11 protein-coding genes and 1 tRNA gene are annotated in these 12,954 nt (G+C 37.4%); 6 read left to right on the top strand and 6 right to left on the bottom strand.

The features are described 5' to 3' along the window. Positions 1-53 precede the first annotated feature (53 nt). From AC5P2S_RS03100 to AC5P2S_RS03120, 5 genes are all read left to right on the top strand, one after another. The gene (locus tag AC5P2S_RS03100; protein WP_494556177.1) at positions 54-1,475 is read left to right on the top strand and encodes an MBL fold metallo-hydrolase; all 1,422 of its coding nucleotides are present in this window, start codon (positions 54-56) and stop codon (positions 1,473-1,475) included. A gap of 49 nt (positions 1,476-1,524) precedes the next feature. After that, on the top strand, positions 1,525-2,148 hold the full coding sequence (locus AC5P2S_RS03105) for a class I SAM-dependent methyltransferase (RefSeq protein WP_494556178.1): 624 nt from the start codon (positions 1,525-1,527) through the stop codon (positions 2,146-2,148). Between the two features lie 13 nt (positions 2,149-2,161). Next, positions 2,162-2,725, top strand: a complete 564-nt coding sequence (locus AC5P2S_RS03110; protein WP_494556179.1) for a YeeE/YedE family protein — start codon at positions 2,162-2,164, stop codon at positions 2,723-2,725. A gap of 10 nt (positions 2,726-2,735) precedes the next feature. After that, positions 2,736-3,200: a DUF6691 family protein gene (locus AC5P2S_RS03115; protein WP_494556180.1), complete on the top strand. Its 465-nt coding sequence runs from the start codon at positions 2,736-2,738 to the stop codon at positions 3,198-3,200. 112 nt (positions 3,201-3,312) lie between these two features. After that, positions 3,313-5,250: a M1 family metallopeptidase gene (locus tag AC5P2S_RS03120; RefSeq protein WP_494556181.1), complete on the top strand. Its 1,938-nt coding sequence runs from the start codon at positions 3,313-3,315 to the stop codon at positions 5,248-5,250. A gap of 103 nt (positions 5,251-5,353) precedes the next feature. On the opposite strand, the gene ribB is transcribed toward AC5P2S_RS03120, so the two are convergent. After that, on the bottom strand, positions 5,354-6,475 hold the full coding sequence (gene ribB / locus AC5P2S_RS03125; RefSeq protein WP_120213993.1) for a 3,4-dihydroxy-2-butanone-4-phosphate synthase: 1,122 nt from the start codon (positions 6,473-6,475) through the stop codon (positions 5,354-5,356). Between the two features lie 317 nt (positions 6,476-6,792). Between ribB and AC5P2S_RS03130 the strand changes: the two genes are divergently transcribed. Next, positions 6,793-6,863, top strand: a tRNA-Cys gene (locus AC5P2S_RS03130). A 136-nt stretch (positions 6,864-6,999) separates the two neighbouring features. Here the strand turns inward: AC5P2S_RS03130 and AC5P2S_RS03135 are convergent. The 5 genes from AC5P2S_RS03135 to AC5P2S_RS03155 form a co-directional block, all read right to left on the bottom strand. Then, positions 7,000-7,785, bottom strand: a complete 786-nt coding sequence (locus AC5P2S_RS03135; protein ID WP_494556182.1) for a phosphatase PAP2 family protein — start codon at positions 7,783-7,785, stop codon at positions 7,000-7,002. Between the two features lie 23 nt (positions 7,786-7,808). Beyond that, positions 7,809-8,831, bottom strand: coding sequence for a sulfite exporter TauE/SafE family protein (locus AC5P2S_RS03140; protein WP_494556183.1), 1,023 nt, complete (start codon positions 8,829-8,831; stop codon positions 7,809-7,811). Between the two features lie 78 nt (positions 8,832-8,909). After that, positions 8,910-10,895, bottom strand: a complete 1,986-nt coding sequence (locus AC5P2S_RS03145; protein WP_494556184.1) for an LTA synthase family protein — start codon at positions 10,893-10,895, stop codon at positions 8,910-8,912. 59 nt (positions 10,896-10,954) lie between these two features. Beyond that, positions 10,955-12,238, bottom strand: coding sequence for a sensor histidine kinase (locus AC5P2S_RS03150; protein WP_494556185.1), 1,284 nt, complete (start codon positions 12,236-12,238; stop codon positions 10,955-10,957). A gap of 10 nt (positions 12,239-12,248) precedes the next feature. Then, the gene (locus tag AC5P2S_RS03155) at positions 12,249-12,926 is read right to left on the bottom strand and encodes a response regulator transcription factor (protein WP_494556186.1); all 678 of its coding nucleotides are present in this window, start codon (positions 12,924-12,926) and stop codon (positions 12,249-12,251) included. Between the last annotated feature and the right edge of the window lie 28 nt (positions 12,927-12,954).

Consider the following 12,954-nt stretch of genomic DNA (forward strand, 5'->3'; position numbering starts at 1 on the left):
CAGGAAATACTAAAAAGAGAAATTTGTACTCAACAAAACAAAATTTATTAAAAATGAAAATAGAACAGATTTATACAGGATGTTTGGCTCAGGGAGCTTATTATATTATTTCTGATGGGGAAGCCATTATTATTGATCCTCTAAGAGAAACAAAACCTTACCTGGACCGTTTGGAAAAAGACAAAGTAACGCTTAAATATATCTTTGAAACTCACTTTCATGCAGATTTCGTAAGCGGTCACGTAGATTTAAGCCAAAAAACAGGAGCCCCTATTGTCTATGGACCCACTGCAACACCGGAATTTGAAGCGATTATCGCCGAAGACAACCAGGTTTTTGAGATTGGAAAAATTAAAATTAAAGTGTTGCATACTCCGGGACATACGTTGGAAAGTTCTTCCTTTTTATTAATGGATGAAAATGGAAAAGAAACGGCGTTATTCAGCGGAGATACTTTATTTCTTGGCGATGTAGGTCGTCCTGATTTAGCTCAGAAAGCTGCACATCTGACTCAGGAAGAATTGGCAGGACTGCTGTATGACAGCTTATATCAGAAGATTATGCCTTTAAATGATGATATTGTTGTGTATCCGGCTCATGGCGCAGGTTCGGCTTGTGGTAAAAATATGCAGAAAGAAACGGTAGATACCTTAGGAAATCAGAAAAGAACCAACTATGCCTTAAATCAAAAAGATAAAGAAAGTTTTATAAAGGCTGTAACTGACGGACTTTTGCCGCCTCCTGCTTATTTTGGGATGAATGTAGCGATGAATAAAAAAGGATACGAGAGTTTTGATGAGGTTTTATCTCATAGCTCAAAAACATTATCTCCTGATGAATTTGAAGAAACGGTAGAATTTTCCGGTGCCTTAATTCTTGATGTAAGAAACAATCTTGAATTTGCAAAAGGTTTTATTCCGCAATCCGTTAATATAGGATTGAATGGAGATTTTGCACCCTGGATAGGAGCTTTAATTGCAGATGTACAACAGCCGATTGTATTAGTGACCAATGAAAATGAGGAAGAAGAAACAATTACCAGACTGAGCAGAGTTGGGTTTGATCATGTTTTAGGTTTCTTACAAGGTGGTTTTGAAGCCTGGAAAGATAGCGGAAAAGAGGTGGATTCAATTCACAGGATTTCAGCAAAGCAGTTTGAAGATGAAATTAAGGACAAAGCAGTAAAAGTTATCGATGTAAGAAAAGAAAGCGAATACAATGCAGAGCACATCGATGAAGCTTATAATAAACCTTTAGCGTATATCAATGAATGGATCAGTCAGATTGATCCTGAAGAACATTTTTATCTGCACTGTGCGGGTGGATACAGAAGTATGATGGCTGCAAGCATTCTTCAGGCAAGAGGCTACCGAAATTTTACCGAAATTGAAGGAGGATTTAAAGCGATCGCCCAAACTGATATTCCTAAAAGTGATTTTGTATGTCAGACTAAGGTTTTTCCTTATATTAGTTAAAATCTACGTTACTTATAAAGTATATTATTCATAAAAATAGAACGAAATAATGATAAATTTTGAACAGCAGGATTATAAAAACCATTGGGAAAATGTATATGAAACCAAGAATCCGGATGAAGTAAGGTGGACACAAAAAATCCCGCAAACTTCTTTGGATCTTATAGAAGAGGCTTCGAAAGACAAGTCTTCAAAAATTATAGATATTGGCGGTGGAGACAGTAACTTGGTCGATTTTTTATTGGAAAAAGGATTTGAAAATATTTCCGTTCTGGATATTTCTTCAAAAGCACTGGAAAAAGCAAAAGAAAGATTAGGATCCCTAGCTGGAAATGTAGATTGGATTGTTACAAATATTACAGAATTTAAACCGCAAACAACGTATGACATCTGGCATGACAGAGCGGCTTTTCATTTTCTGACAACAGAAGAAGAGATAAAAAGATACGTAGAGATTGTAAAAAATGCAGTTTCCGATACGTTGATTATAGGTACGTTTTCTATAAATGGTCCACAAAAATGCAGCGGTTTGCCAATTGTACAATATAATGAGGATGATCTGAAATCTATATTTTCGGAGAGCTTTGAACTGGTAAAATCTTTTACAGAAGACCATATTACCCCATTTAATACCGTTCAGAACTTTATTTTCTGTCAGTTCAAAAAGAAATAAATTGAAATAACTTATGCTTGATATTATAAAAGAACCTTGGCCTTGGTACGTTGCAGGTCCGTTAATAGGACTTACCGTTCCGATATTACTGATTTTAGGAAACAAATCTTTTGGGATCAGTTCATCATTGCGACATATTTGTGCAGCCTGCATACCAGGAAATATTAATTTTTTTAAATACGACTGGAGAAGAGAAAGCTGGAATTTATTCTTTGTCTTAGGAATTTTCTTTGGAGGAATGATTTCTGCCCATTTTCTGATGAATCCTGGAGAAATTATCGTGAATCCAAAGCTTAAAGCAGAATTAGCCGGTTACGGAATTACAGATTACAGCAATCTTGTTCCCACCCAGTTAATGAATTTTAAAAGCTTATTGACTTTAAAAGGCTTTCTAACCATTGTTGTTGGCGGATTTTTAGTAGGCTTTGGAACCCGGTATGCAGGAGGATGTACAAGTGGTCATGCTATTATGGGACTTTCCAATCTGCAGTGGCCGTCTTTAGTGGCAACAATCTGTTTCATGATCGGTGGTTTTTTTGTGGCAAATGTTGTGTTGCCGATTATTCTTTCACTATAAAAAATAAACAATGAAAAATAATAATGCAGTTTGCAATAATGAAATTACTGTTCAAAATAAATGGTATTATAACCTTAAATACCTCTTAGTAGGAATTTTATTTGGGATTGTTTTTGTAAAAGCTGAAATTATCAGCTGGTTCAGAATTCAGGAAATGTTCCGTTTGCAATCGTTCCATATGTATGGAGTTATAGGCAGTGCGGTACTTACAGGAGTGATTTCCGTATGGCTGATTAAAAAGTTTAAGATAAAAACCCTTGATGGAGAGCCGATTACAATAGCACCTAAAAAGTTTAACAAAGGACAAATTTACGGAGGATTGATCTTCGGCTTTGGCTGGGCGATTACGGGAGCTTGTCCGGGACCACTTTTTGCTCAGATAGGAACAGGAGCTTTTGCTGTGATCATTACTTTATTAAGTGCAATTTTAGGAACTTGGGTTTACGGATATTTGAGAGATAAGTTGCCGCATTAATTAATGATTAGAAAATCAATTTTATTTTTTGGTCATGCTATACTTAAAGTTAAAATGTAACAACCTTTTGATTTTTTTGACTAATCTTATTTAATAATAAATCTTTCCATTAATGCAATTCAAACTCCCTAATTTGATTTCTGCTATAGCAATATTTGCTTTTGTCGGCAATTCTTACGCTCAGGAATCTCCAAAGTATGACTATACAGAAGCTTTCAAACCGTTTTTCTATCCTCAGACCGGAACCGAAACCCGTTCTGCAAGTGGACAACCGGGACATAAATATTGGCAGAATTCGGCCGATTATCAACTGAATGTCAGCCTTAACGAAGCTAACAATGAATTAACAGGCTCGGCTGAAATCACTTATACCAATAATAGCCCTGACCAATTGGGTTTCCTTTGGCTGCAACTTGATCAAAATCTTTTTGCTAAAGATTCCAGAGGGAATGCTGTAGTGCCTTTGTCTGGAAGTAGAAATGGCGCACACGGCGAAACATTTGACGGTGGTTACAAAATTAAGTCGGTAAAATACGATGGAAAAGATGTTAAATATACTATCACCGACACCAGAATGCAGATTGACCTGCCCAACGAACTGAAAGCGAATGGCGGTGTTGCAAAATTAAAAATCGAATATTCTTTTATTTCTCCAAAGTACGGATCTGACAGAATGGGTGTGGAAGATACCAAGAACGGGAAGATCTTCACATTGGCGCAATGGTATCCAAGAATGTGCGTGTACGATGATGTGATGGGTTGGAACACTTTGCCATATCTAGGTGCTTCAGAATTCTATTTGGAATACGGAACTTTGTCGGCTAATATCACGGTTCCGGCTAATCATTACGTTGTAGCTTCAGGAGAATTATTGAACGAAAAAGAAGTCTATTCTAAAGAAGAAGTCAACCGTTGGAACGACGCAAGAAAGAGCGATAAAACTGTGATGATTCACCCGGAATCAGAATTAGGAAAAGGAAATAATTCAGGAACAAAAACCTGGAAATTCAAAATAGAAAAAGCGAGGGATTTCGCGTGGGCTTCATCATCGGCATTCATTATCGATGCAGCGAGAATCAATCTTCCAAGTGGAAAAAAATCGTTGGCCATCTCGGCTTATCCTGTAGAAAGCGCAGGCGACAAAGCTTGGGGGCGCTCAACCGAATATACAAAAGCCGCCATTGAACATTACTCCGGAAAATGGTTTGAATATCCCTATCCAGCCGCAACCAACGTGGCCGGAAACGAAGGCGGAATGGAATATCCGGGAATCGTTTTCTGTCACAGAGCATCAAAAGGTGCTGACCTTTGGGGTGTCACAGACCATGAATTTGGACACACCTGGTTTCCTATGATTGTCGGCTCCAATGAAAGAGTGTTTGCCTGGATGGATGAAGGATTCAATACATTTATCAATGAACTTTCGACGGAAGCTTTCAACAAAGGCGAATATTACCATAAGCAAGATATCAGCAAAATCGGACCTTTTGTTCAGAGCGATAACTTTGAACAGATTATGGTTGGTCCGGATAATATGAAGGAAAGAAGCATTGGTGTTTTGGCGTATTTCAAGCCTGGCGTTGGATTGGGAATCTTGAGAGAAACTATTTTGGGTCCTGAGAAGTTTGATAAAGCATTCAAAACATATGTTCACAGATGGGCGTTCAAACATCCTACACCTTGGGATTTCTTCCACACGATGGAAAATGTTTCTGGCGAGGAGCTGAACTGGTTCTGGCGAGGCTGGTTTATGAACAAGTGGAAAGTAGATCAGGCGGTGAAAAATGTGAAACCTGTCAATGGCGATTTCAAAAACGGCGCTCAGATCACCGTTGAAAATATTGGACAATTGCCAATGCCGACAACAGTTCTTATAACTTTCAAAGACGGAACGACCCAGACGGTTAAATTACCGGTTGAGGTTTGGAAACGTAATACGGAATGGACGTTCCAAATCGATTCTAACAAAGAAGTAACGAATGTAAAGCTTGACCCGCAGTCTATCGTTCCGGATATCAATCCTAAAAATAATTTTTGGCCGGCGAATTAAAATTTAGATAGACAGTAGAATATAGACAGAAAACGCGTTCCAATTGGAACGCGTTTTTTATTTTATTGATGCGACGGATTTTCCATCGTCTATTATTTCAGGTCTACAATGCAACCATCTCAGTGACTTCCACATCATAACCGGAAAGGATCGGTTTAATATTAGGATTCTGGGTGATTACTTTAAATTTATTGATTCCAAGGTCTTTCAAAATCTGAGTACCGATGCCATAATCCCGGAAATTTGGCGCAATCGTCGGCTGTTCGCTGGTTCCATCCTGGAAATTAAGAAAATGTTTGATTCTGCTTAATGTATTTTCTTTGTTAGAAACATTGTTGATAAAAACGACAGCACCTTTTCCTTCCGCGTTGATGAGGTCTGTTACCTTCTGCATCAATGGATGTTCACCATTAGACAATCTGCTGAACACATCGAAGTAAGTTCCCGAAGACTGCACCCTCACAAGAACCGCTTCATCTGCAGACCAGGTTCCTTTCGTTAAGGCATAATGTATCTGTTCCGTTGGTTTCTCTTCAAAAACATAAAATTTGAAATCGCCAAAATGGGTTTTGATATCACGCTCTTCGATTCTCTCAACAAGGTCACCTTGTCTCAATCGGTAATGGATCAGATCTTCAATAGAAACCACTTTCAGATTATGTTTTTTACCAAACTCCAGAAGCTGTGGCAATCTGGACATGGTTCCGTCTTCGTTCAGGATTTCGCAGATGACTCCGCCCTCCTTCAGCCCGGCCAGCCTTGTCAGGTCAATAGCAGCTTCCGTGTGGCCGGCTCTTTTCAGAACACCGCCTTCTCTGGCACGGAGTGGGAAGATGTGTCCCGGTCTCATCAGGTCACCGGGTTTTGTATCGGGGTCCATAATGGCTTGGATCGTTTTCGCGCGGTCACTTGCCGAGATTCCCGTTGTTGCACCTTTTCCAAGAAGGTCTACGGAAATGGTAAAAGCTGTTTCCTTTGGATCGGTAGAGTTGGCCACCATCGAGTGAAGCTCCAGTTCATCACAACGTTTTTCGGTTAACGGCATACAAATCAAACCTCTTGCATAAGTTGCCATAAAATTAACAATCTCAGTAGTTGTCAGTTCGGCAGCAGCCAGAAGGTCGCCTTCGTTTTCACGGTCTTCATCATCTACAACGATGACCATTTTTCCGTTTTTCAGATCCTCCAGCGCTTCTTCTATCGTATTAAGTTGGAATTTATCCATTATTTCAAAAAATTTCTGCAAAGATACTTATTTAGAACCTAAATAAACATTGTAATAATCAATTAAAAATATGCGAAAAACGTATTTTCAGGAGCCGGGAACCTGCTGTCCACTCATACTCCTCGTGCCGGCGCTTCCCACCAGCCTTATCCTTCCGCTTTTCAAATCCAACTGCGGGGTAACCGTTACCATCAGGGCTATGATGCAATTCGATGGTTATTAAGTAAGTAAAATCAGTAACTCCAAATTTTTCCAAGAAAGTTGAAGATAAAATTTGAAATTTGAAAAAAAACACTAAATTTGCAGACCAATAAAACGGTGCTTTGGCCGAGTGGCTAGGCAGTGGTCTGCAACACCATCTACAGCGGTTCGAATCCGCTAGGCACCTCACAATAAAACCCTAATTCATTTACAGACAATGTTTTAGGGTTTTTTGTTTTCATATATCCACAAAAAAGTAGGAAGACCAACGAAGCATCCCCCTACTTACAGTTTTATAAGCAAGTATTTTGCCAATATTGGTTTTAGAAATTTTTCACCAATCCTATTCCGGCTGTTTTGTTTTGGTAGAAAGGCATAATCATCGTTGAAGAATTTTTATTTTTTCCGGATAACAAGTAGTTAATTTTAGGATATAACCAATAAGCGGCTTCTGTTGACAAAATCCCGATTCCTGCACCGGCAACCACATCGCTGAACCAATGCTTGTCATTCAGCATTCTGTAAACACCGGTAAAGACTGCAAAAGAATAGCCAGAAACTCCCAACCAAAAATTAGTGTCTTTATATTCTCTATACATGAATTGGGCAGATGCAAAGGCGAATGCCGTATGTCCAGATGGGAATGATAAGTTATTCGATTGGTCGGGTCTTTCTTCTTTTGCCAAATGTTTTGTAGGCAATACAACAGCTGAGGCAAGCAATAATGATGTACCGTAAATGATGCTTCGGTCCCGAAAATTATGTTTTCCCTCAACTCCGAAAGCATTCAGTCCATAGACCAAGGCTGCCGGCGCAAACTGCGTGTAATTATCCAGCCGGATTTGGTCGGGTTTGTGTTCATTGATTTCGGTTCTTGTTGAGAAATTGAGTTGTTTTAATTGGTCAATTTTCAAAGTTGCAACTCCATAGCTTATAAAAGCTGCAGGAATGATCAGTTTTTTATAACTGAATTGATGCGTATCATCTGAGTGTAATTCTGGTACATAAATACTGTCTGTAGAATTATTTTTTACGGCTATGCTGTCCTGAGCCAAAAGGTTTTTGGAGCTTAATAAAATAATCAATATGGTTGAGAATAAGTATTTCATCGGAGAAAATTCTGAATTAAAAATTAACTTTCAAATTTGGTAAGCTGATTGTCTTTGTAGCAATAAAACTCATAGTAAGGTTTGTTACGGAAAGTGAAAACTTTTTCGAGACGAATTACATCGTAATGATTTTTCAAAGAATCATATTTAGTTTTTAGATAATTGGGTAATTCTTCCCGATGAATCGGTCTTTCAATTTCCAATCCGTCATCGAAGGCAAACTCAATTACAAAATCTGTTGACCGCCACGAGATTATGGATTCACTTTTTGTGATCGTAACTCCCAGTTTATCTTCCTGGATAATTTTATCAGAAGTCCCGATTAATAAAGCAATTCCGGCAATAACCATTGCGCTGTATCCAATTTTTCTGAAGAGGTTTTCACTCAGGTAAGGAAGGATATATCTGACTGTATAAGACGAGATAATTGTTGCAACAGCAATCGCCAATCCCAACCACAAGGCGAGATTGGAATAAAGGCCGAGTGAAATATAAATCACCAATTTGATAAGATGAAGAAAGACTTCATTTGCTGCGCGGGTTGCCACAATTTCTTCTTTTTTGAGTCCGAACTTCAAATAAAAACGATTAAACAACAATCCAACTGCGCCGGTAATTCCGGAAACAAATCCTGCCAGAAACCCAATAATCGCAAGAACATATTTTGGCGAAGCTTTTTCATTGGTTTCGTTAGCTTTTATCTTTTTGAAAAGCTGTGGAATGTTGGCAATGAGGAAAAAAGCGACGATCAATTGCAGATAATTCGGATTGATATATTTGATGAGGTAAGCGCCAATCAAAACTGCAGGAATTGAAAACGGGACAAACCAAAAGAAAATCCTCCAGTTGATATGCTTTTTAAAAACGGCAATTCTTGATACAGAACTCGTAAATGTTCCAACGGTCAGGGAAAATGGAACAACAGAAGCCGGCAACAAGAGATTCAGAATCGGAATCAGGATGAGACTTGCGCCGCCTCCGCAAATGGCACTCAGCCAGAATGCAAAAATGGTCCCGAAGAATAACAAAACAACTTCAATAATCATTTTTATCAATAAAAAAGGTTACACCATCAATTTCACTTGACAAAGGTGCAACCTGATTTAGAAGATATTTAGAAGACCTTATTTCACTTTCATTTTCCCATTTTTGAATCTCTCACTAGCAGTCTGATAATAAGAAATCGTTTCGGAAACCAACTGCTGATTTTTGGATTTAATTTCATTCAAAGATTTGTCCGAATCTTTTACAGTAAACTGTTTTACTCTTTTTCTGTCATCGATTTGTGTGAAAGTATTGCCTTTTAGCATTCCCAAAGTTCTGTAATTTCCTATGAAAGCACGTTCGTCTCCAATTTTAGTTTGATTGATATCTTTCCCATACAAACTGGTTGTATAATTCCATCCCAAATAACCAAACAATGTCGGCATCAGATCAATCTGTGAAGTTAAACGATTGATTTTCTCCGCTTTTTGAGGAAGATTATAAATAATCGCAGGAATGTGATGCTTATCGATATTGATTTCCCATTTTCCGGCACTGCTTGCACAATGGTCTGCAACGATTACAAATACTGTATTTTTGAACCAGGGTTTTGTCTTCGCATCAGATAAGAATTTTCCTAAAGCATAATCGGTATATTTCACAGCCGCATTTCTATCTCCTTGCGGAAGGTCGATTTTTCCTGCTGGAAAAGTGTAGGGTTTATGATTGGAAGTTGTCATTACAAACTGGAAAAACGGTTTGTTCTGCTTAGTGCTTTTATCTGCATATTTAATGGATTGTTTGTAAAGATCTTCATCACAGATTCCCCAGGCATTTTCAAAACTCACTTCGTTGTCCGGAATATTGAATCGTTGTGTTTTGATTTCGTCTGACAAAGGATTTCCACGGTTTCTGTCTACAATATCAAAGCCTTGCCCTCCGAAAAAATTATTCATATTATCAAAATAACCATCACCACCGTAAATGAAGTAAGGCTGATAATTTTTCTTTTCAAAAATCGTAGCTACAGAGAAAAGGTTCTGATTGTCCGGTCTTCTCACAATGCTGTTTCCAGGCGTTGGCGGAACAGACAATGTTAAAGCTTCCATTCCTCGCACAGTTCGTGTTCCAGTTGCGTAAAGGTTGGTAAAGAAAATACTTTCGTTAGCCAGTTTATCGTAATTAGGAGTGAGATTGTCTTTGTTACCAAATGCTTTTAAAAAATCGCCACTGAAGCTTTCTATGGCAATCAGAATGACATTCGGGCGTTGTTCATTTTCAGATTTTGTAACTCTGGAGATATTGTCCCATTGGTTGGAAGCGTAAGTTTGATTGTTTTGCAAAAGATTTTTCTTCAGAACCGAGTAGGCTTCTTTGTCATCAATTTTCGGATAAAAAGTTTCGTAATCTAATTGGTTGGATTTGAAAGCTGCGAAAAAAGAGAATGTTCCGTTCTTACCTAATTCATTCATGACTAAATTGTTCGTGAAATCCGCCTGCTTGTTTCTCATAATTAAGCTTAATACCAAAGCCGGAAAAACTAATATTGAGAAAAAAACCAGACGTTTTGAAATTGGTCTTTTGTCTGAAAATGTTCTTTGGAATATTTTTCTTTTATGCAGGAAAACAAATGTCAGAACAATCAGTGCAACCAATACGAAAATGATGAGCGGCAAAGGATAGGATTCGTTGATGTTTGAGACAACTTCGTAAGTGTAAATCAAATAATCAACAGCGATAAAATTGAATCTCACGCCAAATTCATCCCAAAAAGGGATTTCTGCCAAAAGACTGAAATAGATGATTAAAAGGACAATCGCCAGATAAACATACGTGAAAATCTTATCGAATCCGGAACCAATCCACCTTTTCGGAAATAATAAAAGATAGACAGAATACAATAATAAGAATAACGTTCCGACAGCAAAATCATAACAGAATCCTGTGAAAAATGCTCTTAGAATATAGAGAATATTAAAGTCTAAATCCTTTGATGACCAAAACAGAAATACAATTCTAATTACCGCAGAAAATAGGATGTATAAGCTTAAAATAGAAATTAGAACAGAAAATCTGCTGTTGAAAATTTTGCTAAATGGCTTTGAATTCTCACTTTTTTGATTCATTAGCTACGCGTTTTTTGAAACGGTAAAATAATAAATCAATTTGGAAGAAATTTAGAATTTTAAATTTTTACTGAAAATATATGATAATTATTCCCGAATTGATAATCAATTGTCCAGTTCTGAGATTTACAAATTTCTTTTACAATAGCAAGTCCAAGGCCGCTTCCGTTGTTATCTTTTGAGAATCTCGAAAATCTTTTGAATAGCAGATCCGGATTCAGTTTTTCTGTTCCGGAATTTGATATCTCAAAAATAGATTGACTCAGTTTGATCCCAATTGAACCATTGGCCGGAGTATGCCGGATGGCGTTTAAAATCAAATTGTTAATCAGTACTTCGGTTAATCCAATGTTTCCGCTGACTTTTACCGGCGACGAAATTTCGCTATGGACAGAAATGTTTTTCTGCTCAAAATGTTCCTGCAGGATTTCCATACTTTGATTAAGTAATTCATCAAAATTTATTTCAGAATTATCAAACTGATTGTTTTCAATTTTTGCTAACAATAAAAGGTTTTTGTTGATTCTTGAACTTCTGGATAATGCGCGATTCATCTCTTCCGCAATATGATATTGCTTTTCTGTCAAATCCTCGTTTTGCAAAAGAATATCAAGTTTATTTTTTAAAATTGCTAAAGGTGTTTGCAGTTCGTGCGAAGCATTCTCTGTAAACTCTTTCTGGGTCTTATAGACCGAAATGTTATGTTCTATTAGCTTACCTAGCGACTGGTTCAGCTCATCAAACTCAGCAACATCGGTCGGCGAAAATTCAATTTTTGTCTCATTGTTCAGGCTGAAAGTTTTTAATTTATCCAAAGTCTCACGAAAAGGTTTCCAAACCGATGTTGAAAGCCTGCTGTTGAGAATTAATAATCCGCCGACAATCAGAATGAAAAGAATAACTGTCGTCAGCGATATGAAAAATATGGTTTCCTGGGACTCTTCGATATTAGTCTCGATATTGAAACGATATGGTTTTTTGTTGAGGTATATTATCTTTGACAAACATCGGAATCTGTCAATCTCTTCAAAATGAAGAAAGTCGTGAGGTTTCTCTATAATGAAAATGCTGTCTTTGAAATTATCATTTTTTTCTACATTTTGGATGTTTGTGGTGGGTTGGACTTCGTTCCAAAGCTTTATGGTTTCTAGTAATTTTTGATCGGATAATTTCAGGCTATTGATTTGAAAAGCCGTTTTTTTAGCGACAATTTCGTTATGCTCATCTAATTCGTGTTTCCAAATGGCATCAACAACAAGATAATAGATGGGAACACTTATGACCAGAATGATCAGGACATAAATAATGAATGGTTTGGTTGTTTTATTTAAAAGCGGTTTCACTAATTATAAGTTATGAATTCTCCCATTTATACCCCGTTCCGTAAACGGTTTTTAAATACCTGTCACAGCCGGCATCATTCAGTTTTTTCTTTAAATTCTTCACGTGTGCATAAACAAAGTCGTGGTTATCCAGCATATCTGCGAAATCACCGGAAAGATGTTCTGCTAATGTGCTTTTTGAAATGACTTTGTTCTTGTTCCCGATAAAGTAGATCAGCAGGTCGAACTCTTTTTTTGTCAGCGCAATTATTTCATTATTAACTGAAACTGTTTTAGCTAAAAGATCTATTTGTAATTCATTCTGATTGATGATATTAGAATTATTAAATTGTTTTCTGCGGATGATAGAGTAGATACGCGCCATCAGTTCAGACAAATGAAATGGCTTAGTAAGGTAATCATCTGCACCCAATTGTAGGCCTTTTATCTTATCTTCCAGAGCATTTTTTGCTGAAACAATGATAACGCCGTCTTGCTTGTTTTGTTTTTTCAGCTCTTCCAGGATCTTCAGGCCATTACCGTCAGGAAGCATGATGTCGAGAATAATGCAATCATACTGAAAGGTTTCTATCTTGTACATAGCTTCATAAAATGTAAAAGCAAATTCGCACAAATAGTTCTCCTCCGAAAGGTATTCTGCAACACTTTTCGCCAATTCGGTTTCGTCTTCAATAATCAGGATTTTCATCAGTCATTATTTTTATTCATAGTCTGAA

Source organism: Epilithonimonas sp. 33E (assembly GCF_059372615.1).